This window comes from Azospirillum terrae (assembly GCF_053470425.1).
The window spans coordinates 54,684-76,011 of record NZ_JBPXMR010000018.1 but is presented as its reverse complement, the minus strand read 5'-3'; the positions used below and the strand labels follow the sequence as shown (position 1 = coordinate 76,011).

Sequence of the window (21,328 nt, the reverse complement as noted above, 5' to 3'; positions counted from 1 at the left end):
CACGCCCTCATGCACGCTGGTCATCCGTCCACGTGGGTTACCGCAGGCGGAAGCGAATCCGCCCGACGGACCCGTCAACCAACTCCAGCGGCTGCGGGCAGGGGCCGGCCGGGCCGTCCGTGCCGCCGCAGGTGAGTTGGGTGATCACAACCGAGCGCATGTCGCGGCACGTCGCCGGCGTGAAGCGCAGCGCGGCCTGGAAGAACAGGCGGTCGATCACCGGCTCGCGCGTCGCGTCGAAGCGCTGCTCCTCGAGAAAGCGTCCGTCGGCGCCGCGCGCCTGCGCCGTGAGGCCGAGACGCTGGATCGGCGCGTTGCTTTCGTTCTCAACAAGGACGGGCACGCGGCATCCCTGAGCGTCGGTGGTCTGGATCGGGCCGTAGGGCTCCAGCACGAGGGGCACCGCGTGCTGCGCCGGCCATGCGGCGCGCCCGAAATCGGCGTTGTCCGAACACCCCACGAGCCCGAGCACCGCGAAGCCGAGTGCGGCACCGGCAATCCAGTCTGCGTTCATGGCTCTGCACCGACGTTGATGATGCGCCAACTCCGCCTATCGCGTCCGGTTCCGGTCATTTCCGTCGGCCGGACGAGCGCGGGACCGCTTGGTCTCTCTATCGGGGTACTTCCAAGAAGGCGGCTCCTGCCGGGCCTTGGCGTGTTAGCAAGGCATGAGACCGTCGTACAACGCACGGAGCCGGATGTGCATGGGGTGCCTTCGCCTCAGGCGGCGGTTCTGCGGGGCCTGCCGCAAGTCGAACGGCTGATGGGAAGCGCCGAGGCCGCGACGCTGATCGCCGCGCACGGCCGCTCTCCGGTCCTGCGCGCCATTCGCCGGTGCCTGGCGGACCTGCGGGTGCAGTTGCGCGAGGGCCGCGGCGATGCCTGCGCCGCAAGCCCCGCCGGCATCCTCGCTGCGGCGAGCGAATGGCTGGACGAGGAGGCCGCCCCCCGCCTGCGCCGGGTCATCAACGCCACCGGCATCGTCCTGCACACGAATCTCGGGCGGGCGCCGCTGGCGCCGCAGGCGGTGGCCGCGGTGGCCGAAGCGGCGTCCGGCTACATGAATCTCGAATACGACCTCGACGAGGGGAGCCGCGGCTCGCGCTATCAGGGCGTCTCCGGGCTGCTGTGCGAGCTGACCGGGGCGGAGGCGGCGCTGGTGGTCAACAACAACGCCGCCGCCGTGCTGCTGGCGCTGGCGGCGCTGGCGGTGCCGGGCGAGGCGGTGGTGTCGCGCGGCGAGCTGGTGGAGATCGGCGGCTCCTTCCGCGTCCCCGACGTCATCGCCCAGAGCGGCGCGCGCTTGGTCGAGGTCGGCACCACGAACAAGACGCGGGTCGGCGACTACGACCGGGCGATCGGGCCGGACACGCGCGTGCTGCTCAAGGTGCACCCCAGCAATTACCGGATCCAGGGCTTCACCGCCGCGCCGGAGCGGGCAGAGCTTGCGGCGCTGGCCCTGACCAGGGGCGTGCTCACTGTCGATGACCTGGGCAGCGGCAGCCTCGTCGACCTGCGCCCGATGGGCCTGCCGCACGAGCCGACCGTGCAGGAAAGCCTGGCGGCCGGCATCGACCTCGTGACGTGCAGCGCCGACAAGCTGCTGGGCGGCCCGCAGGCCGGCCTGATTCTCGGCCGCAAGGAGCTGGTGGCGCGCCTGAGGGCGCACCCGCTGCTGCGCGCCGTGCGGGTGGACAAGCTGACGCTGGCGGCGCTGGAGGCGACGCTGAAGCTCTACCGCGCGCCCGAGCGGGCAGCGGCGGCCATTCCGGTACTCGCCATGCTGGGCGCGCCGGTGGCGGTGCTGGACGGGCGGGCGGAGCGCCTGCGCGCCGCTCTGGCCGCCGCCCTGACCGACGTGCCGGGGCTGGAGGTGGCGGTGCGGGCCGGTACCGGCTTTGCGGGCGGCGGCGCGCTGCCGGAGGCGGCGATCCCGACGCGGATCGTCGCCCTGCGCAACTCCTCGCACGGCGTCGAGGATCTGGCGCGGCGCCTGCGGCGGCACCGGCCCGCCGTCGTCGGGCGGGTCAAGGACGGCTGGCTGCTGTTCGACCTGCGCACGGTCGCGGAGGACGAGGTGGCCGAGATCGCCGCCGCCTGCCGGGCCGTGCTGGACCGGGAGGGACCGGGGTGAGGACGGCGGTCGTCGGCGTTGTCGGCCATGTCGATCACGGCAAGACCGCGCTGGTCGGCGCGCTCACCGGGATCGACACCGACCGGCTGGCGGAGGAGAAGCGGCGCGGCATCTCCATCGCGCTGGGCTTCGCGCACCGGACGACGGAGCGCGGGACGCTGGCCTTCGTCGACATGCCGGGGCACGAGCGCTTCGTGCACACCATGGTCGCCGGCGCCACCGGAATCGACGCCGTGCTGCTGGTGGTCGCCGCCAACGAAGGCGTCAAGCCGCAGACCGTCGAGCACCTGGACATCGCGCGGCTGATCGGCGTGACGCGCGGGGTGGTGGCGATCAGCAAATGCGATCTGGTCACGGCGGACGAGGCGCGGCGGACCGGCGCGGCGGTGCGTTCCCTGCTGGCCGGAACCGGGCTGGAGCGCGCTCCGCTCGTCTTCACCTCGGTGGCCGCCGGGCAGGGGCTCGATGCGCTGGCCGGCATGTTGGTGGGCTTGCTGGACGATGATGCGGAGCGCCCGGATGCGGGCGTCTTTCACCTGCCGGTGGACCGTGCCTTCGCGGTCCCCGGCTTCGGCCCGGTGGCCACGGGGACGCTGCGGCGCGGCGCCATCCGCGTCGGCGACGCGGTGGAGCTGTGGCCGGGCGGAACGGCCGCCCAGGTGCGCGGCCTGCACGTGCACGGCGCGTCGGTCGGGGAGGCCGCCGCGGGGAGCCGGGTCGCGGTGAACCTGCGCGGCGTCGAGCTGGCCGACCTGCGGCGGGGCTGCGCCCTGGCGACGCCCGGCCTGCTGGCGCCCTCCCACTGGCTGGACGTGCGGCTGGAGCTGCTAGGCGACGCGCCCAAGCCGCTGCCGACTGGGCAGACGGCGCAGCTCCTGTTCGGCACCACGGACACCATTGCGCGCGTCCGCCTGCTCGACCGCGACGCGCTGGAGCCGGGACATGCCGCGCCGGCACAGCTCCACTGCGCCGAAGCGGTCAGCGTGCCCGCGGGCGAGCCCTTCATCCTGCGTCTCGGGTCGCCCACCCGGACGGTAGGCGGCGGACGCATCGCCGACCCGGCGGCGGCGCGGCGGCGGCGCTTCGACCCGGCCGCGGCGCGTTCCATCCTGGCGCTGGCCGAGGGGCGCCCGGCGGAGGCGGTGGCGGAACGTCTGGCCTCGGCGGGCGGCCGTGGTGTACGGATGGAGGAACTGGTCCGGCTGCTCGGCACGCTGCCCGACCGGCTGGACCCCGCCGCCTGGGGCGCGGAGCGGCTGCCGGACGGTACGCTCCTCGCCGGTCCGATCTACCACGGGCTGCGGGATGCCGTCCTGGCGGCGGTGGCCGACGCGCAGCGCGCTTGCCCGACCGAGCGGGGCGTTCCGCCCGACCGGCTGCGCGCCGCCCTGCCCGGGGCGCTGCCGGACGGAACGGCCGCCGCCCTCGTGGCGCGCCTCGTGGCGGAGGGGGCGCTGGTGCGGGACGGCGGGCTGTTGCGCCGGCGCGGCCTGGACGCCGCGGCGCTGCTGTCCGCCGCCGACCGTGACGTGCTTATGGCCGTGGAGGCCGCGTTTCTCCAGGGCGGGCTGGCGCCGCCCGACGTCGCCGAGGTTGCCGGACGCGACGCGCGCCGGCACAAGGCGCTGCATTTCCTGGCGCGCAGCGGCGTGCTGGTTCGGGCGCCCGACCGCGTGCAGAAGCGCGAGATCGTCTTCCACCGCGACGCCATGGCCGACGCCGCCCAGCAGGTGGCGCACGCGCTGGCCGGCACACCCGAAGGGCTGACGGTGAGCGACCTCGGCCGCCTGCTCGGGATCTCGCGCAAGTACAGCGTGCCGCTGCTCGAACATCTGGACGGCATCGGCGTCACCCGCCGCAAGGGGGACCGCCGCGTCGCCGGGCAGCCCCATCCGGGCAGTGGTCCCGCCGCACCGTGCGCGCCATCTGAGGGGATGGGGAGGCGATAAGGGTCTGGTGGCCCTCCTGGTCTTCAAAACCAGCGGTTCGCCGAAAGCGAACGGTGGGTTCGATTCCCATCCGCCTCCGCCAGTTCCGCCGCGCCGATGCGCGCGCCGGGCGGTTTACCGGACATCACGTCCGACGGAGACGCCCGGTGCCCGACATCCATGACCGCCATTTCGACCGCCGCGAACGGGAGGAGATCGAGGAGCGCTCCAACCCGCCCGCCTTGATCCTCCACGAAGCCATCCGCCTGGAGGGCGACCAGGAACTGGAGCGCCCGCCCTCGTCGCTTTTGTGGTCGGGGCTGGCGGCGGGGCTGTCGATGGGCTTCTCGATGGTCGGCGAAGCCCTGCTGACCACGCACCTGCCCGACGCGCCGTGGCGTCCGCTGCTGGCGAGCTTCGGCTACTCGTTCGGCTTCCTCATCGTCATCCTCGGCCGGCAGCAGCTGTTCACCGAGAACACGCTGACCGTCATCCTGCCGCTGCTGCACCGCTGGTCGTCGCGGACGCTGATGCGGGTGGTGCGGCTGTGGACGCTGGTGTTCGCGGCGAACATCGCCGGCACGCTGGCTTTCGCCGCGCTGGCCGCCGCAACCCCCGCCTTCACCCCGGAGCTGCGCGCCGCCTTCGCGGAGATGGGCCACTCGACCCAGGCGGCCGGAGCCGGCGCGACCGTGCTGCACGGGATTCTGGCCGGCTGGATCATCGCGCTCCTGGTGTGGATCACGCCGTCCGTCGGCCAGGCGCGCTTCTTCGTGATCGTCGCGCTGACCTGGCTGATCGCGCTCGGCAAGTTCGCGCACGTCATCGCCGGCTCGGTGGAGGTGTCCTTCGCCGCTATGGAGGGTGTGGCGGGGTGGGGCGACTACGCCTTCGGCTTCCTGCTGCCGGCGCTGGTGGGCAACGTGCTGGGCGGCGTCGGGCTGGTCGCCCTGATCAATCACGCCCAGGTCCGGCAGGACCAGTAGCCCCGCCGTCCTCCAGCAGCCGGCGCAGGAGGTCACGCGCCTTCTCGATGCGCTTGCGGCGCACGCCGACCAGCGGGTACTCGCCGCCGAAGGTGACGCTGAGCACCGCGTTGACGTGGTCGAGGCGCCGGGAAACCTCCTCTCCGGCGCGGCGGCGCGCGATCAGGCCGTCGCGCAGGCGCACGAGGCAGCGCGACGCCTCGGCCATGGCGTCGTAGGTCTCCTGGACCTGCGTGTCCTCCGGCGGCGCGGCCAGGATGCGGTCGAGGACGCTGAGGGCGTCGCCGCAGTCGTTTCCGGGGTTGGCGTGTTCGGGCTTCATCCGACGGTCTCCCGCGGCACGGCGGTGGGCAGGCGCGGCGCACCCCGCGCCGGCAAGGCGGTGCGGGGCGCCGGGCGGGCGAAGCGGAAGTAGTCGGCCGGCCGCTCGGCCGAGCGGTTGCCGGCGTGCACGATGGCGGAGCGCAGCGCCATGCCGCTGGCCAGGACGGCGAGCGAGCCCAGGACCGACAGCGCGGCCGACGGCCGACGGCGGCTTGCGTTGACGGCGTGGCAGACCACCGGCACGGCGGCGCCGAGCTTCTGCACCGACGCCCAGACGGTGTCGTCCACCGGGCCGGCGACGCCGTCGGCGTGGTATTCGCGCTCGGACGCCAGCGAGGCCGCGAGGTCCACCGCGCTGGCCGCCAGCGCCACGCGGTCGAGCGTGCGGGTGTTCTCCGGCCGGCCGTCGACGCGCTCGCCCAGCGACAGCGCGGCCGCCGCGCAGGCCATGGCGGAACTGCCAAAGCGCACCGCCAGCAGCTGCGGGGCGGAGGCCCACAGCGGCGTGCTGGTGGCCGACAGCAGCGCCGCCGTGTAGACGCTCATGCCCGCCCCGGCGACCGCCGCCGGAATCTGTACGGCGCTCGCCACCCGCGGCAGGCCCAGCCATTGCGCCGCCAGCGTCAGCCCGCTGAAGGCGCCGAAGCCGGTGAGGATCCAGCTGCCGATGGACATAGGCGAGGTGCGCCGAAAAATGCGCAGCATGTTGTAGAATCGGCTCGGCGTGTGCAGGTCGCCGACCAACAGCAGCGCGCCCAGCGTCGGGGCGGCCATCGCCACGTGGCGGGCGTTGCACACCAGTTTCTCCGATCCCGGACGCCCCGTCAGGTCCGCCGCGGTGCCGATGATCTGCGCCGAGCCGGACAGCCCGGCCAGGAAGATGTAGCCGCTGGTCTTCCAGCCGAACGGGCTGGGCTTCAGCACCGGGCGTCCGTAGTAGGTTTCCCCCTGGTAGGGCCTGCCGGCGGGGCCGGGGAGCCGGGGCGTCTCGTCGAGGGGCATGCAGTCTCCTCCTAGCGGCGGTCGGCGGCGAACAGGGCGACGGCGGCCAGGGCCAGCCCGGCCATGGTGGCGAGGCCGGCGGTCAGCGCCGGCTCGACCCGGTTGGAGGCGCGCGTCGGCGCGGTTGGGAAGCCGTAGGTTTCCGGCCGGTCGGTCAGCAGGAAGAAGGCGTTGAGGTGGCCAAGGCCGCCGGTCGCCCCCGGCCCACCCGGCGCGCCGTAGAGATAGGCGTCCTCGGCGCCCTTGCCGTGCAGGTCGGCAACCCGCCTCCTCGCCATCTCCACCAGCGCCGGCACCTCGCCGAAGCGGATGGAATCGGTGGGGCATGACTTGGCGCAGGCCGGCTCCAGCCCGCCCTTGAGGCGGTCATAGCACAGCGTGCACTTGTGCGCCTTGCCATCGTCGGGGTTGAGGTCGACCACGCCGAACGGACAGGACGGCACGCAGTAGCCGCAGCCGTTGCAGATATCCTGCTGCACGACGACCGTGTCGAACTCGGTGCGGAAGATGGCGCCGGTCGGGCAAGCCTCCAGGCAGGGGGCGTTGTGGCAGTGCTTGCACACGTCGCTCATCATCAGCCAGTGGCTCTGGAACGGCGGCATCTCGGTGACGCGGTGGCCGTCCGTGCCGATCTTCTCGACGAAGGCGACGTGCCGCCACGTGTTGGCGGACAGCCGGCCGGTGTTGTCGTAGCTGGTGCCCTTCAGCCGCACGTCGTCGGCGGGGAGCGCGCTCCACTCCTTGCACGCCACCTCGCACGCCTTGCAGCCGATGCACAGCGTGGTGTCGGTGAAGAAGCCGTAGCTCTTGCCCGGCTCGATGGTTACGCCGGCGGTCAGCTCGGATTCGTCCGGGATCATCCCGGGCAGGATCGGGTCGGCGTAGTCCAGCGCGCGAGCGGGGACACCCATGCCTAGCCTCCTCGTCCGGGGCGCTCCAGCCGGCCCTTGCGCAGGCCGCAGGTCAGCGCCTTGTTCTCGTGCATGCTGGTGTTCGGGTCGCCGATGACGGCCGTCAGCACGTTCGCGATGTCGCCGGTGGCGAAGCCGCTCCAGCCGAAGTGCCAGGGCATGCCGATCTGGTAGACGCGCCGCCCGTCGAGCTGGAAGGGGCGCAGCCGCGCGGTCACCAGCGCCCGCGTCTCGACCGCGCCGCGCGGGGTGGACAGCGTGACCCAATCGAGCGTGTCGACGCCCAGCTCCGCCGCCAGCTCCGGCGGGATCTCGCAGAACCCCTCCGGCTGCAACTCGGCGGTGGACGCCACCGAGCGGGTCGGGGTGCCGCCCGAATGGTGCTCGGTCAGGCGGTAGGTGGTCAGTACGTGCGGATAGCGCGGGTCGGCCGCCTCGTGGATCGGGTTGTCCGGCCGGTCCCAGACCTTGGCGGCCGGGTTGTGCTGCTGGCCGTAGAAAGGGTTCTTCACCGGCGATTCCACCGGCTCGTAGTGCGTGGGCAGCGGGCCGTCCTTGATGCCCGACGGCACGAACAGCGCGCCGCGCCCGTCGGCGATCATGATGAACGGGTCGGTGCCGCTCAGCGCGTCCATGCCCGACGGTTCCTTGCACCAGTCGGGGCGATAATCGGGCGCCTTGTTGGTCGAGAAATCGACCTTGTCGTAGCCGTCCCACGCGCCCTTGCCGGCATCCCACCACACCAGCTTCTTGCGCTCCGACCACGGCTTGCCGGACGGGTCGGCCGAGGCGCGGTTGACCAGCGTGCGCCGGTTCGACGGCCACGCGAAGCCCCAGCCCAGGTGCGTGCCCGGCCCGTCCGGGCCGTCCGCCTTGCGCGAGCGCGCGTGGTTGTGGTCGTCCGCGGGGAAGACGCCGGTATAGATCCAGCAGCCGCAGGCGGTCGAGCCATCGTCCTGGAGGTGCTTGAAGTCGGGGATCTGCTTGCGGTGTTCTTTGTTCTCGGCCCAGGTGTAGCCGTTGATCTCCCGCAGCACCGCCTCGGCGTCCGGTTCCTCGCGCTCGCCCAGCGTCGGGTAGTCCCAGGTGAGATAGCGGATCGGCTGGTCCTTCGGGTCGGCGCTAGCGCGGTACAGCTCCTTCAGCCGGCGGCCGAGATGGTAGATGAACCACAGGTCGGAGCGGCTGTCGCCCGGCGCCTCCACCACCTTGTCGTGCCATTGGATCAGGCGGTGCGTGTTGGTGAAGGTGCCGGCCTTCTCGCCGGCCAGCGCGGTGGGGAGAAGGAACACCTCGGTTTTGATGTCCTTGGGCGCCAGCTCGCCGTCACGCACCGGGTGGCCCTTGTACCAGAAGGACGCACTCTCGGTTTCGGTGAAGTCGGTCACCACCATCCAGTCGAGGTTGGCGAGTGCGCGTTGCACCAGTGTCGAGTTGCTGCCGCCTACCACCGGGTTCTGGCCGATCAGGAACAGCCCCTTGATCAGCCCGTCCTTGATGGCGAGCGTCATGGGAAGCTGCGAATGGTCGCCCATGATCTTGGGCAGCCACGCGAATCCCCAGCCGTTCTCCTTCATCCCGTTCTCGCCGTACCAGGCGCGCAGCAGGCTGACGATGTATTTCGGGAAGTTGTGCCACCACCCCGTCGGCGTCGTCTCGTGGTCGATGTAGTCCTGCAGCGAGTGGTGCGGCTTCAGCCCGTGCGGCTGCGGCAGGTAGCCGGGCAGCAGGTTGTACAGCGTCGGGATGTCAGTCGAGCCCTGAATGCTGGAATGGCCGCGTAGCGCCAGGATGCCGCCGCCGGGCCGCCCGACGTTGCCGAGTAGGAGCTGGATGATCGCCGCCGCGCGGATCATCTGCACGCCGGTGGAGTGGTGCGTCCAGCCCACCGCGTAGCAGATTGTCCCCGTCTTCTCCGGCCCCGAGGCGCGGGCCAGCGCGTCGGCGACCCTGACGAAGGTCTCCTTCGGGCAGCCGGTCACCCGCTCCACCATCTCCGGCGTGTAGGCGGCGAAGTGGCGCTTCAGGATCTGGTAGACGCAGTTCGGGTGCTGCAGCGTCTCGTCCTTCGGCGTCGGCCCCTTCTGCAGCCGTTTGGTCAGGTCGGAGAAGGACTCCGTGGTGTTCACGAAGTGCTCGGCCAGCGAGGAGGGCACGAACTCGCCCTCGTACTGCCAGCTCTCAAAAGTGTAGGATTTCTTCTTCTCGTCCCAGCCGGAGAACTTGCCGTCGTTGCGGCTGGGGTCCTCGAACCTGTCGTCGATGATGGTGGCGAGGTTGGTGTAGGTGAGCGCGTACTCCCTGAACCACAGGTCGTGTTCGAGAATGTGGTGGATGATGCCGCCGAGGAACGCGATGTCGGTCCCCGCGCGCACCGGCGCGTAGACGTCGGCCAGCGCCGAGGTGCGGGTGAAGCGCGGGTCGGCGTGGATCAGCGTCGCCCCCTTCTCCTTCGCCTGCAGGGCGAAGCGGAAGGCGATCGGATGGTTCTCGGCCATGTTGGACCCCATCACCAGGATGCAGTCCGCGTTGGCGAGATCCCATTGGGGCATGGTGGCCGCCCCACGGCCGAAGGAGGCACCCAGACTGGGCACCGAGGAGGAGTGTCAGACTCTTGCCTGGTTTTCGATCCACACCATCCCCAGACCGCCGCCGAACAGCTTCTTGATGAGGTAGTTCTCCTCGTTGTCCAGCGTGGCGCCGCCCAGCGACGCCATGGAGAGCGTGTGGTTGACCACGGTGCCGTCGGGCAGCGCGTGGACGACGCTCTCGTCACGGGTCCGCTTGGCGAGGTGCGCGATGCGGTCCATCGCCCAGTCGAGCGGCTTTTGCTCCCAGCGGTCGGAGTGCGGGGCGCGGTAGAGCACCGTGCTCATGCGCGTCTCGCTGGTCAGCCAGCCGAAGGTCGCCGCCCCCTTCGGGCACAGCGTGCCCTGGTTGATCGGGCTGCGCGGATCGCCCTCCACATGGATCAGGCGGCCGTCCTTGGCGTACATGAGCTGGGCGCAGCCGACCGCGCAGTAGGGGCAGATGTTGGTGCCGACCGTGTCCGCCTCCTCCAGGCGCGGCCGCAGCGTTTCGGAGCGGCTGCTTCTGGCGGCATCGGAGAACGGGCTCTCCCCGCGCATCTGCCGGGGCACGGACCATTCCCGCACGAAGCTGCGGGCGCGGTCGGCGAGGCTGCGGCGGCGGATCGGCTTCATGCGCGGGGCTCCTCTGCGTATCCGATGTCGTGCACGATCCCGGCGATCAGGCCGGGGCGCTCGTCGTAGCGGACGGTGATCCGCGCGTGCGTGCGGGCGAGCGGGGGCAGGTCCTGCGGCTCGATGGGCGCGTCGTGCGCCAGCACGAACAGCTTGGCGATCCCCTCGTCGCTGACGAGCTGGAAACGCCCCTCCTGCGAGAGCGTGATGGTGCCTTCGACCGTGCGCATCGGCGTGTTCGGACGAGCTGTTGGTGGGTCCTGGCCCATCAACTCCGGGCGCGGCGTCCGGTTCGCTTCCCCGACGGCTTACCCCGTCCGGCAGAGGACGCGGGGCTCGGGTCCCGCCTGCGGCATCACGGTGCCGATCAACACGGCCGATGGATACCCCAGGGTGCGCAGGGCGGCCGTGCCGGCCGCCGCGCACCCGGACGGTACGCCCGCGAGCAGGCCGCCCGCCGTCTGCGGGTCGAAGAGCAGTGCGGCGCGCGGGTCGCCGACGTCGCCGGACAGGCGCCGCCCGGCCTGCGCGTTCTCCGGGTGCAAGGTGCTGGCGACGCCGACAGCCAGCAGTTCCATGGCGCCCTCCAGCGCCGGCAGCGCGTCGAGATCGAGGGACGCGTCGACACCCGAGGCGTCCAGCATCTCCAGCAGATGGCCGAGCAGCCCGAAGCCCGTGACGTCGGTGCAGGCGATCGCACCATGCTCGGTCAGGCAGGTCGCCGCGGCGCCCGAGGACACTTGCATGCCGGCCAGCGCCGCCGCGATCCAGCGCGCCTTCGCCTCGCCGCGCCTCGCCGCCGCCAAGAGGACGCCGGTGCCCAGCGGCTTGGTCAGCACCAGCGCGTCGCCGGGCCGCAGGCCGCCCTTGCGCAGGATCCGGGGGCCCGCCACGCCGGTGATGGAGAAGCCTAGCCCCGGCTCCGCCATCTCGGCGCTGTGGCCGCCGACGAGGCGGGCGCCGGCCGCCTCCAGCACCTCCATCCCGCCGCGTAGCATCTGGTAGAGGTCGTCCTCCAGCATCGCGGCGCGCGCGGGCGGCAGTCCGGCGACCGCCAGCGCGGTCAGCGGCGCGCCGCCCATGGCGTGGACGTCGCCCAGTGCGTGGGCGGCGGCGATGCGCCCGAAGAGGTAGGGGTCATCGACGAAGGCGCGGAAGAAGTCGACGGTCTGGAGCAGGGGGCCGCCGGACGGCGCCTCCACCACCGCCGCGTCGTCGCCGGCCTCAGTGACGCCCAGCCGGTCGAGCACCCGGCCCAGGACCGTGACCGGGAGCTTGGCGCCGCAGCCGCCGCAGCGCATGTCCGGGGCTTCCGTGGGGGGAGCGGGCGGGCGCATCGCCGGCAGATCCTGGTAGCCGCGCATCCAGCGCCGGTCGATCCATTCCTTGAGCCGCCATGCCCACGCGCCCTCCGCGACCAGCGGCCCCTTGATGGCGACGGCATGGCGTCCGCCGGTGCCGATGAGCGACAGGAAGCGCCGCTGTGGGGCGAACGGCCGCGGCTCCCGTCCGGCCAGCGCCCGCCGGAGGTTCTCCGCCAGCGGTGGTCCCTGCCGCACGGCGAAGACGCCGGCTTTCGGGCGCGGGTGCGGCTGCACGGCGGCGACATCGCCGGCCGCGAAGACCAGCGGATCGTTGACCGAGCGCAGGCCGGCATCGACCGCCACGAAGCCGCTCCCGTCCAGCGTCAGGCCGGTGTCGGCCAGCCAGGGGGCCGCACTGGCCTGCGTCGCCCAGACGACGGCGTCGCAGGGCAGGGCGGTGCCGTCGGCGAAGACCAGCCCGCCCGCCTCGACCCGCGCCACCTCAGCCTCCTCGCGCACCGCGATGGCCTGCTCCGCCAGGACCCGACGGAAGATCCGGGCCGCCGCCCCGGCCTGCCCGGCGAGCAGCCGCCCGCGCGTCACCAGGGTGAAGCGGGGCAGGGCGGCCGGGCAGCGCCGGCGCAGCGCGTGCTGCATGGAGAGCACCACCTCCACCCCGGCCGCCCCGCCGCCGACCATGGCGACGTGCAGCGGCCCGGCCGCCACGCACAGCCGCTCGGACAGCCGCCGCCAGCGCTCGGTCAGGCGGTCGATCGGCTTCAGCGGGATGGCGTGCTCCGCGGTGCCCGGCGTGTCGAGCGCCGGGCACGAGCCGATGTCGAGCGACAGCCGGTCGTAGCGCAGCGGCGGGCGGTCCCGCAGCAGCACGCGTTGCGCCGCGCGGTCCAGGCCGACGGCTTCCGCGTGGACGAGGCGCGCCCCGGCGAAGTGCGCAAGGCGCCACAGGTCGATGTGGCAGTCGTCGTGCGCGTAGTGCCCGGCGACGAAGCCGGGGATCATGCCGGAGTAGGGCGTCTCGACATCGCGCGCGACCAGGGTCAGCCGCACGCCCGGCACCGGGCGCATGCCGAAGCTCTTCAGCACGTGCACATGCGCATGGCCGCCGCCGACGAGCACGAGATCCTGTTCGACGGGGCTGGTCCGCATGGCGATCCTCGTTTCGCCGGGGGCGCCGGCGTTCACCGCGTCGGTTGGCCGGTCAGCCGCGGCCTTCGCGACCGGTCGGCGTGGTCAGCGGGCCCGTGGGGACATCGTGCCGGGTCAGGTAATCGGTCGATGCGAGCGTGAACAGGAACGCCAGCCAGAACAGCCCCGCCGCCGCCGCGACACGGGTCAGGTAGGACGCGCGGAACAGTTTCATGAACACGGTGAGCACCAGCGCCGTTTTGGCGGCGGAGATCGTCAGCGCCGCCACGAGGTTGAACGGCCCCATCGGCACGTAGGCCAGCCCCAGCGTGGTGGCGAGGCACGCCAGCAGGCCGAGCCACGTCAGCAGCAGCGGGCGGGGCGGCGTCGAGATTCTCATGCCCCGCTCCTCCCGACCAGATAGATGAGCGGATACAGGAAGATCCAGACGACGTCCACGAAGTGCCAGTACAGGCCGGTGACCTCGACGGGCGTGTAGTAGAGCGGCGAGAAGACGCCGCGCCAGGCGCGGATCATCGTGACCAGGACGATGCCGATGCCGGCGGTGACGTGCACCCCGTGCACGCCGGTCAGCATGAAATACAGTACGTAGAACAGCTCGACGGCGTGCGCGTGCGGCCCCTCCTGGTGGAAGTTCAGCCCCGGCACCAGGTGCTCGTTCCATTCCTTGTAGTACTCCAACCCCTTGAGGCCGAGGAACAGCAGGCCGAAGAGCGCCGTTGCGGCGAGCAGGACCACCATCGCCCGCCGCCGTCCGCGCTCCGCCGCGTGCACCGCCCAGGCCATGGTGAAGCTGCTCGTCAGCAGGATCAGGGTGTTCACCGAACCAATGATGACCTTGGTGTGCTGCCCGGCCTCGGCGAAGCCGTCCGGGTAGACCGCGCGGTAGACCGTGTAGGCGAACAGCATGCCGCCGAAGAACAGCACCTCGGTGGCGAGGAAGACCCACAGGCCGAGCGAGGCGGTCTCCGCCTGCTGGCGCATCGTGGCGTACTGCGGTTCGATGCGAAGCTCAGCCATTTTGCGTCTCCGCCTCCGGCCGGTACTGGTAGGGCGGGCGGGTGACCACCGGCGTCACCTCGAAATTGTGCGTCGGCGGCGGTGACGGGGTCTGCCATTCCAGCCCCGTCGCCTGCCAGGGGTTGGGCCCGGCGCGACGCCCGCGCACCAGCGACCAGCTCAGATAGAAAAGCGGCAGCAGGTAACCGACGGCGAGGATCGAGGCCCCGGCCGAGGACAGCACGTTCCACACCTGGAACTCCGGCGGGTAGGCGTAATAGCGCCGCTCCATGCCCAGGTAGCCGAGGATGAACTGCGGGAAGAAGGTCAGGTTGAAGCCGAAGAAGATCAGCATGGCGGCGATGCGCGCCCACCATTCCGGGTACATCCGCCCGGTGATCTTCGGCCACCAGAAATGCAGGCCGCCGAAATAGGCGCTGACCATGCCACCGACCATGATGTAGTGGAAGTGCGCCACCACGAAGTAGGTGTCGGTCACGTGCACGTCGAAGGCCAGGTTGGCGACAAACAGCCCGGTCAGCCCGCCGGTGGTGAACAGGCCGATGAAGCTCAGGGCGTAGAGCATCGGCGCGTCGAAGCTGATCCAGCCCTTGTGCAGCGTGGCCGTCCAGTTGAACACCTTGATCGCCGACGGCACGGCGATGATGTAGCTGAGCAGCGAGAACACCAGCCCGGCGTAGAGCGACATGCCGGCCACGAACATGTGGTGCGCCCAGACGAAGAAGCCCAAGGCCACGAACGAGATGCTGGCCCACACCACGAACTTGTAGCCGAACAGCGGCTTGCGGGCGAAGCACGGGATGATCTCGCTGATCACGCCGAAGCCCGGCAGGATCATGATGTAGACCGCGGGGTGCGAGTAGAACCAGAACAGGTGCTGGAACAGCAGCGGGTCGCCCCCCAGAGACGGGTCGAAGATGCCGACGCGCAACAGGCGCTCCACCGCCACCAGCGCCAGCGTGATCGCCAGCACTGGCGTCGCCAGCACCAGGATCACGGCGGTGGAGTAGTTCGACCAGACGAATACCGGCAGCCGGTACCACGTCATGCCGGGAGCCCTCAACCGATGCGTCGTCACGATGAAGTTCAGTCCCGTCAGGATCGAGGAGAAGCCCGACACGAACACCGCGGCCAGCGCCAGCACCACATAGCTGTTCGAATACATGGACGAGAACGGCGTGTAGAAGGTCCAGCCGGTGTCGACGCCGCCGACCAGCATCACCACAAGCCCAAGCGCGCCGGCGAGCACGAAGAGGTACCAGCTCAGTAGGTTGAGCCGCGGGAAGGCGAGGTCCTTGGCGCCGATCATCAACGGCATCAGGAAGTTGCCGAGTGTCGTCGGGATCGACGGGATCAGGAAGAACCACACCATGATGATGCCGTGCATAGTGAACAGCCGGTTGTAGGTGTCCGGCTCAAAGATGCCGGCCGGCGTCGCGAGGCTGAACCGGATCAGCGTCGCCGCCGCCCCGCCGACGAAGAAGAACAGGGTGATGGAGATCGTGTAGAGGATGGCGATGCGCTTGTGGTCCGTGGTGAGCAGCCAGGAGCGCAGCGTGAAGCCGCCTTCGGTCAGATAGTTGCGGGTCGTGGAGATGGGCTCGGCCGGCGGGCCCGAGAAGGTCGCGGTGGTCATCGGGCGGGCCTTTCGGCGTTTCCCAGGGACTTGATGTAGGCCAGCAGCTTCACGAGGTCGTCCTCGCCGATCTGGCCGGCGAACGAGGGCATGATCGGCGGGTAGCCGGCGGCAATCTCGGCTTTCGGCATCAGAATGGAATCGCGGATGTAGCGGTCGTCGGCGACGACCGTCCGACCGTTCGCCAGCGGCACCGGTCGGCCGTACAGCCCCTCCAGCGGTGGCGCGTGCACCGTGCTGGCGGCGCCGTGGCAGCCGCTGCAGCCGTATTGCCGGAACAGCGCGGCACCCTCCTGGGCCAGCGTCTCGCCGGCCCCCTGAGCATCCAGCCAGCGCTGGAAGGCGGCGGGCTCCATGACGACGACCGAGCCGCCCATGTGGGCGTGGTCGGTGCCGCAGAACTCGGCGCAGAACAGGTGGTACTCGCCCACCGTCGTCGGGGTGAACCACAGGACCTCGGTGCGGCCGGGCACCGCGTCCTGGCGGATGCGGAAGGCCGGCACGGCGAAGTCGTGGATGACGTCCTGCGAACTCAACACCAGGCGCACGGGCCGCCCGACGGGCACGTGCAGCGTGTCGATCTCGCGCTGGCCGCCGGGGTGCTCGACCTTCCACATCCACTGCTTGCCGACGACGTAGATGTCGGTGGCGTCCGCCGGCGGCCGATGGATGTCGATGTAGAGGTACGCCCCCCAGACATACAGGCCGAGGAAGGCGACGAAGGTCGCCGTCGTCCAGCCGGTCTCGACCTTCCACGTCTTCTTGAGCGTGTCGCCGCGCTCGGCGGAACTGCCGCGCCGGTAGCGGACGCAGAAGACGATCATCAGCCCGAACACCAGGATCAGGATGACGCCGCTCGCCGCGACCAGACCGGCGAACAGCCAGTTCATCTGGCTGGCGTGGCTGGATGCCGTCGCGGGCAGGAACTGAAGGTCGCCTCCCATGGTCCACCTCAGAGCCTGCGCGGTTGGCGCGCGGCGCGCGCGATGACCAGCCCGAGGCCGAGCACCGAAGCGGCGCCGGTGGCGCGCATCAGCCAGCCGACGGCCGCGTCGTATTTGCCCCGCGCCGGGTCGTAGGCGTAGCAGAGCAGCAGCAGATGGTCGGCGACGGAAGCGATCGTCCCCTTCGACGCCTCGACGAGGCCGAGGCGCAGGTCCAGCGGGTCGTAGCCGATCCCGAGGAGATAGCGGGAGATCGTCCCGCCCGGCGACACCAGCACCACGCCGGCCGGATGGGCGTACTGGCCCAGGGCCGGGTCGTCGCGGTAGGGGAAGCCGGCGGCGACGGCGAGGCGCCGCACGGCCTCGCCGTCGCCGACGAGGAAGCGGGCGGCCCCGGCAAAGGCGGGATCGCGGCCGAAATGCCGGGCCTTCAGCGCCGCCGCATCGGCGGGCGTCTCGCCTGGATCGATGCTCACCGCGGCCACGCCGTAGTCCCGGCCAGGGGTCAGCGGCACCCGGCGCAGCGCTGCCGCCAGATCGCCGAGCACGACGCCGCACAACGTCGTGCAGCGGAAATAGTCGAAGACGAGGATCATCGGCCTGCCGGCGCCGAACAGAGTCCCCGTGTCGACCGCCGCGCCGGTGGAATCGCGCAGCGTCACGTCCGCCGGGAGCGTCGCGCCGGGGTGCTGCGCGAAGGCGAGGCCGGCCAGGGCCGCCGCCGGCAGGCTGGACGACGCGGCGCGCGGCGCCGACAGGGGCGCGGTGGTGCCGGCCAGCAGCACGGCGCCGGCGGCAAGCAGGCTGCGGATGCGCGGAGCCGTCATTTCGCCTCCGGCCAGTCGGGGATGCCGCGTTCGGCGACGCGGCGCATCGCCTCGTCGATGGGGATGCGGGCGATGCCCGCCGCACGGTCGACCCAGCCGTAGCTGTGCAGCGTCCGCTCCGCCTCGGCGCGGTAGGCCCGCATGTCGGCGGCCGGGTCGGTCTGGAGCCGCGGCTCGGGCATGGCGGCGGTCAGGGCCTTCGGCTGGTCGCGGGTGGCGTCCGGGAAGATGACGAGCAGCGCGACGATCACCGCGGCGATCACGAACACCGCGAGCGCGGCCAGGAACCCGATCACCCAGGGCGGCGCGTCGGAGGGCTCGACCCGCGTGTCGTCGTTGCGGGGCTCCTCATCGTGCGGCGGGACGGGCGGACGGCGCTTGCGCCCCGCCACGCCGAGCAGCAGCAGCGCCGCATAGCCGGCGATCCGTCCCGCGATGCCGCCAGTCCGCCCGATGCGCGCCGCATCATCCATGGCGAGCGCCCTCCGCCAAGCCCGGAACCTCCGGGCGCGCCGAGCGCGGCCGGCGGCGCTGCGCCTCGAGCCGGCGCTGGTACAGCAGGAACCACGCCCCGCCCATGGCCGCCGTGGCGGCCGGGGCGAACCAGGTGAAGCCGCCCGCCGTGCCCGGCAGCACCAGCCACCAGCCTTCCAGCACGTGCGCCGCCAGCACCAGGACGCACGCCGCCGCAAGGCCGGCGCGGCTGCGCTTCACCGGCCACCAGATCAGCAGCAGGAACGGCAGGACCGCCTCGCCGAATGCGCCGAGCACCGCCACCCAGCCCCAGCCGCCGGCCAGCCGCGGCACGTACCAGGAGATCTCGTGTGGCAGGTTCTCCTCCCAGATGATCAGGAATTGCATGAAGGACAGGTATCCCCACAGCAGGACGCCCGCGAACAGAAGGCTGCCGAGGTCCATGCGGCGGCCGGGCTCGGCCGCCGGCTCGGCCAGCGCCACTGTCAGCGCCGCCAGCGCGAGCGCCGCCAGGAGATGCCCGCTGATCACGGTCATCCCGTAAATGCTGGAGCCCCACTCCGGTTCGATCGACATGGTCCAGTCGAACGCCGCCAGGGTCGCCGTCAGCGCCGTCAGGATCAGCCCGGCGATGGCGAGCGGCGGCTCGGCGGCCCGTCGGGCGAGCACGAGCGCCAGGACCGTCCACACGCCCAGGCAGACGGCCGCCCGGGCCAGGAAGAACGGCACGTTCAGGTAGAAGCCGTTCTTCAGGTGCGCCGCCTCCTCAGGCCGCGCCCAGGGATAGAGCTGGGACAGGGACAGCAGGACCGGTACGAACAGCACCGCCAGCAGCGGCATCGTCGCCGCGGCGGCGCGCAGCGGCGGTCCGGCCGCCTCTCCCCAGCGCCCGCCGGTCAGCGCGTGCGCCAGCAGCAGCAGCACGGAGCCGAGCGGCAGGCCGATCCAGAACGCGAAGGCGGCCAGCCATCCGCGCAGCACCGCGCCGGGATCGAACGCCAGCCCGACCGCGCAGAGCGCGACCCCGGCAAGCGCCGCCGCCAGGGCGGCGCGGTGGAGGCGGCGGGCGCTCACTTCAGCCTCTGCCGGATCTCGTCCGGCAGCGAGGCGGCGGCGACATGCCGGCTTTCCTGCAGCGCCCGGATGTAGGCGGCGATCGCCCAGCGGTCGTCGGCGGACACCCGGTCGGCGTAGGAGTACATGGCGCCCCAGCCCTGGGTGGCGACGTCATAGAAATGGCGGGTCGGGGCTTGGCGCAGCCGGTCGCTGTGGAACGACGGCGGGGACGGGAAGCCGCGCCGGACGACCATGCCGTCGGCCTCGCCGGTGTAGCCGTGGCACGCCGCGCAGTAGATCTCGTACCGCTCCCGGCCGCGGGCCAGCAGCGCCGGGGTGAGCGGCGGCACCGGCTTCGCCACGTCGTCCAGCGCGATGCCGTTGGCCGGCGGGACCGGCGGCCAGACCTTACGGTCGGGAAGCGCGCTGGCCGGCCGCCACGTCTTGTCGCGCGGCTGGCTGGCCATGTTGTCGCAGCCGACCACGGCCAGCGGGAGCAGGGCCAGGAGCGCCAGCGTCGGGGTGCGGCCGTACCTCATGGGACCTCCCCCACGACACGGGCGCCGAACAGCGCCTCCAGGCGGTCGCGGTCGCCGATGCCGTCCCGCACGGCGATGCGGACCAGGAAGCGGTCCTGCGAGGCGCGCTCCATGCCCGGCACGTCGAAGACCGGGTCGTACAGCCGCGGCAGGCGGCAGGACCACAGGAAGGCCAGCGTCCCGACGACGATCATGGACAGCGCCGCCATCTCGAACGTCGTCGTGCTGAAGGCGGGCCAGCTGTTGAGCGGCCGCCCGCCGATGTTGAGCGGGTAATCGACCGCCAGCCCGTAGTACTGCAGGACGAAACCGACGAGTCCGCCCGCCATGCCGGCCGCGAATATGACGAGCGGCAACGCCCCCCGCCTCCGGCCGAGAAGCTCATCGACGCCGTCGACCGGGTAGGGGCTGTAGACCTCCAGGTGCGCGAAGCCCGCCGCGCGAAGGCGGCGCAGCCCGTCCAGCAGCGTGTCCGCGCTCTCGAACTCGACGATGACGCCGTGCCGGTGGTCCATCACCGCTTCCCCTTCTTGCCCAGCAGTTCGCGCATCTCGAACATCGAGACCATCGGGATGAAGCGCAGGAGCAGGAAGAACCCCGTCAGGAACAGCCCGACCGACCCGGTCAGCGTCGCCCAGTCCCAGAAGGTCGGCACGAAGACGAACCAGCTCGACGCCGTGTAGTTGCGGTGCAGGCCCGACACCACGATGACGTAGCGCTCGATCCACATGCCCACCACCACGCCGGCGGAAATGAGGAACAGCAGCGGCCGGGTCAGCCGCACCGCGCGGAACCAGAGGAGCTGCGGCACCACGCTGTTCAGGACGATCTTCGCCCAGTACCAGGGGGCGTAGGCGCCGGTCAGCTCCTCGACGAGGACGGTGATCTCGTGCCGTTCGCCGCGGTAGAACGGCATGAAGACCTCCAGCGCATAGCAGTAGGTCAGCAGCAGGCTGGTGGTGAGCAGGAGCTTCGCCAGCACGTCGACGTGGCGCAGCGTGATGACTCCGTCCAGTGCGAAGGCGGGGCGGAGCGCGATCACCAGCATCAGCACCACGGCGAAGCCCGAGAGCACCGCGCCGAAGATGAAGTACGGCGGGAACTGCGTCTCGTGCCAGCCGGGCGTCAGCCCGCCGGCGAAGTCGAGCCCGACGATGCTGTGGATCGAGCAGACCAGCGGCGCCATCAGCCCCGCCAGGATCAGGTACAGCGTGCGGAAGGCGCGCCAGTGCCGCGACGACCCCTGCCAGCCGAGCGCCAGGACGCCGTAGAGCACGCGCTGCCAGCGCCGCGTCGCCCGGTCGCGCAGCGTCGCCAGGTCGGGGATCAGCCCGACGTACCAGAACACCACCGAGCCGATCACGTAGACGAGGATGGCGACGAAGTCCCAGTGCAGCGGGCTGCGGAACTGCGGCCAGAGCGCCATGGTGTTGGGATAGGGGAACAGCCAGTAGAAGTACCACCAGCGCCCGAGGTGGATGATCGGCATGATGCCGGCGCAGGCGACGCAGAAGACCGTCATCGACTCCGCGATGCGGCTGGTGGCGCTGCGCCATTCCGAGCGGGTGAGGAAGAACAGCGCCGAGATGATGGTGCCGCCGCTCGCCATCCCCACCCACCAGACGTAGTTGCCGATGGCGAAGCCCCAGGCCACCGGCCAGTCGATGCCCCAGACGCCGACCCCGCGGAGGAACAGCCATCCCAGCGCCACGACGAACAGCAGCAGCAGCGCCGCGGACAGCCCGAAGCCGATCCACCACCACAGCGGCGTGCGGCGCTCCAACACGAGGTCGCTCACGTGCGTGGTGACGGACAGCGGCGTCACATCCGGTTCCACAACGCGTCTGGTATCGATGGCGGCTTGCGTCACCGG

General features: G+C 71.4%; 21 protein-coding genes, 1 tRNA gene and 1 pseudogene. 4 read left to right on the top strand and 19 right to left on the bottom strand.

Going from position 1 to position 21,328, the window contains the following annotated elements; all coding sequences use genetic code 11:
* Positions 1 to 37: 37 nt before the first annotated feature.
* On the bottom strand, positions 38 to 514 hold the full coding sequence (locus ACSVDD_RS27315; protein ID WP_448192582.1) for a hypothetical protein: 477 nt from the start codon (positions 512 to 514) through the stop codon (positions 38 to 40).
* A gap of 195 nt (positions 515 to 709) precedes the next feature.
* On the opposite strand from ACSVDD_RS27315, the gene selA reads away from it, so the two are divergent.
* From selA to ACSVDD_RS27295, 4 genes are all read left to right on the top strand, one after another.
* Positions 710 to 2,134, top strand: coding sequence for an L-seryl-tRNA(Sec) selenium transferase (gene selA / locus ACSVDD_RS27310; protein WP_448192581.1), 1,425 nt, complete (start codon positions 710 to 712; stop codon positions 2,132 to 2,134).
* Entirely contained in the window at positions 2,131 to 4,083 is a 1,953-nt protein-coding gene (selB, locus tag ACSVDD_RS27305; RefSeq protein ID WP_448192580.1) for a selenocysteine-specific translation elongation factor, read from the top strand. Before selA ends, selB begins: the two co-directional genes overlap by 4 nt.
* Positions 4,073 to 4,165, top strand: a tRNA-Sec gene (locus tag ACSVDD_RS27300). The genes selB and ACSVDD_RS27300 overlap by 11 nt, the downstream gene beginning before the upstream one ends.
* A gap of 64 nt (positions 4,166 to 4,229) precedes the next feature.
* On the top strand, positions 4,230 to 5,048 hold the full coding sequence (locus tag ACSVDD_RS27295; protein ID WP_448192579.1) for a formate/nitrite transporter family protein: 819 nt from the start codon (positions 4,230 to 4,232) through the stop codon (positions 5,046 to 5,048).
* On the opposite strand, the gene ACSVDD_RS27290 is transcribed toward ACSVDD_RS27295, so the two are convergent.
* The 18 genes and pseudogenes from ACSVDD_RS27290 to nrfD (ACSVDD_RS27210) all read right to left on the bottom strand — a co-directional run bounded on the left by ACSVDD_RS27290 (position 5,017) and on the right by nrfD (ACSVDD_RS27210) (position 21,325).
* Positions 5,017 to 5,370, bottom strand: coding sequence for a hypothetical protein (locus tag ACSVDD_RS27290; RefSeq protein WP_448192578.1), 354 nt, complete (start codon positions 5,368 to 5,370; stop codon positions 5,017 to 5,019). The genes ACSVDD_RS27295 and ACSVDD_RS27290 overlap by 32 nt on opposite strands.
* The gene (gene nrfD, locus ACSVDD_RS27285) at positions 5,367 to 6,374 is read right to left on the bottom strand and encodes an NrfD/PsrC family molybdoenzyme membrane anchor subunit (protein WP_448192577.1); all 1,008 of its coding nucleotides are present in this window, start codon (positions 6,372 to 6,374) and stop codon (positions 5,367 to 5,369) included. The genes ACSVDD_RS27290 and nrfD (ACSVDD_RS27285) overlap by 4 nt, the downstream gene beginning before the upstream one ends.
* Positions 6,375 to 6,385: 11 nt before the next feature.
* A complete protein-coding gene (locus ACSVDD_RS27280; protein WP_448192576.1) occupies positions 6,386 to 7,285 on the bottom strand; it encodes a 4Fe-4S dicluster domain-containing protein in 900 nt (299 codons plus the stop codon).
* A gap of 2 nt (positions 7,286 to 7,287) precedes the next feature.
* Positions 7,288 to 9,837 (bottom strand): molybdopterin-dependent oxidoreductase, encoded by a 2,550-nt coding sequence (locus tag ACSVDD_RS27275; RefSeq protein ID WP_510167013.1) that lies wholly within the window; start codon positions 9,835 to 9,837, stop codon positions 7,288 to 7,290.
* A 54-nt stretch (positions 9,838 to 9,891) separates the two neighbouring features.
* Positions 9,892 to 10,488 (bottom strand): hypothetical protein, encoded by a 597-nt coding sequence (locus tag ACSVDD_RS29770; RefSeq protein ID WP_510167012.1) that lies wholly within the window; start codon positions 10,486 to 10,488, stop codon positions 9,892 to 9,894.
* Entirely contained in the window at positions 10,485 to 10,718 is a 234-nt protein-coding gene (locus tag ACSVDD_RS27270) for a hypothetical protein (protein WP_448192575.1), read from the bottom strand. Before ACSVDD_RS27270 ends, ACSVDD_RS29770 begins: the two co-directional genes overlap by 4 nt.
* 78 nt (positions 10,719 to 10,796) lie before the next feature.
* Positions 10,797 to 11,789 (bottom strand): selenide, water dikinase SelD, encoded by a 993-nt coding sequence (selD, locus tag ACSVDD_RS27265; protein ID WP_448192592.1) that lies wholly within the window; start codon positions 11,787 to 11,789, stop codon positions 10,797 to 10,799.
* 66 nt (positions 11,790 to 11,855) lie between these two features.
* A pseudogene (locus ACSVDD_RS27260) lies at positions 11,856 to 12,959 on the bottom strand (slr1591 family oxidoreductase); the annotation flags it as partial.
* Between the two features lie 52 nt (positions 12,960 to 13,011).
* On the bottom strand, positions 13,012 to 13,338 hold the full coding sequence (locus ACSVDD_RS27255; protein ID WP_448192574.1) for a cytochrome C oxidase subunit IV family protein: 327 nt from the start codon (positions 13,336 to 13,338) through the stop codon (positions 13,012 to 13,014).
* Positions 13,335 to 13,979 carry a cytochrome c oxidase subunit 3 family protein gene (locus tag ACSVDD_RS27250; protein ID WP_448192573.1) on the bottom strand — a complete coding sequence of 215 codons (645 nt, stop codon included), beginning with the start codon at positions 13,977 to 13,979 and terminating at the stop codon, positions 13,335 to 13,337. Before ACSVDD_RS27250 ends, ACSVDD_RS27255 begins: the two co-directional genes overlap by 4 nt.
* Positions 13,972 to 15,615 (bottom strand): cytochrome c oxidase subunit I, encoded by a 1,644-nt coding sequence (locus tag ACSVDD_RS27245; protein ID WP_448192572.1) that lies wholly within the window; start codon positions 15,613 to 15,615, stop codon positions 13,972 to 13,974. The genes ACSVDD_RS27250 and ACSVDD_RS27245 overlap by 8 nt, the downstream gene beginning before the upstream one ends.
* Positions 15,612 to 16,559, bottom strand: a complete 948-nt coding sequence (gene coxB, locus ACSVDD_RS27240; RefSeq protein ID WP_448192571.1) for a cytochrome c oxidase subunit II — start codon at positions 16,557 to 16,559, stop codon at positions 15,612 to 15,614. Before coxB ends, ACSVDD_RS27245 begins: the two co-directional genes overlap by 4 nt.
* 8 nt (positions 16,560 to 16,567) lie before the next feature.
* Positions 16,568 to 17,386 carry an SCO family protein gene (locus tag ACSVDD_RS27235; protein WP_448192570.1) on the bottom strand — a complete coding sequence of 273 codons (819 nt, stop codon included), beginning with the start codon at positions 17,384 to 17,386 and terminating at the stop codon, positions 16,568 to 16,570.
* On the bottom strand, positions 17,383 to 17,859 hold the full coding sequence (locus ACSVDD_RS27230; RefSeq protein ID WP_448192569.1) for a hypothetical protein: 477 nt from the start codon (positions 17,857 to 17,859) through the stop codon (positions 17,383 to 17,385). Before ACSVDD_RS27230 ends, ACSVDD_RS27235 begins: the two co-directional genes overlap by 4 nt.
* Positions 17,852 to 18,934: a hypothetical protein gene (locus ACSVDD_RS27225; RefSeq protein WP_448192568.1), complete on the bottom strand. Its 1,083-nt coding sequence runs from the start codon at positions 18,932 to 18,934 to the stop codon at positions 17,852 to 17,854. The genes ACSVDD_RS27230 and ACSVDD_RS27225 overlap by 8 nt, the downstream gene beginning before the upstream one ends.
* A complete protein-coding gene (locus tag ACSVDD_RS27220) occupies positions 18,931 to 19,455 on the bottom strand; it encodes a c-type cytochrome (protein WP_448192567.1) in 525 nt (174 codons plus the stop codon). The genes ACSVDD_RS27225 and ACSVDD_RS27220 overlap by 4 nt, the downstream gene beginning before the upstream one ends.
* A complete protein-coding gene (locus ACSVDD_RS27215) occupies positions 19,452 to 19,970 on the bottom strand; it encodes a DUF3341 domain-containing protein (protein WP_448192566.1) in 519 nt (172 codons plus the stop codon). Before ACSVDD_RS27215 ends, ACSVDD_RS27220 begins: the two co-directional genes overlap by 4 nt.
* Positions 19,970 to 21,325 carry an NrfD/PsrC family molybdoenzyme membrane anchor subunit gene (gene nrfD, locus ACSVDD_RS27210; protein ID WP_448192565.1) on the bottom strand — a complete coding sequence of 452 codons (1,356 nt, stop codon included), beginning with the start codon at positions 21,323 to 21,325 and terminating at the stop codon, positions 19,970 to 19,972. The genes ACSVDD_RS27215 and nrfD (ACSVDD_RS27210) overlap by 1 nt, the downstream gene beginning before the upstream one ends.
* Between the last annotated feature and the right edge of the window lie 3 nt (positions 21,326 to 21,328).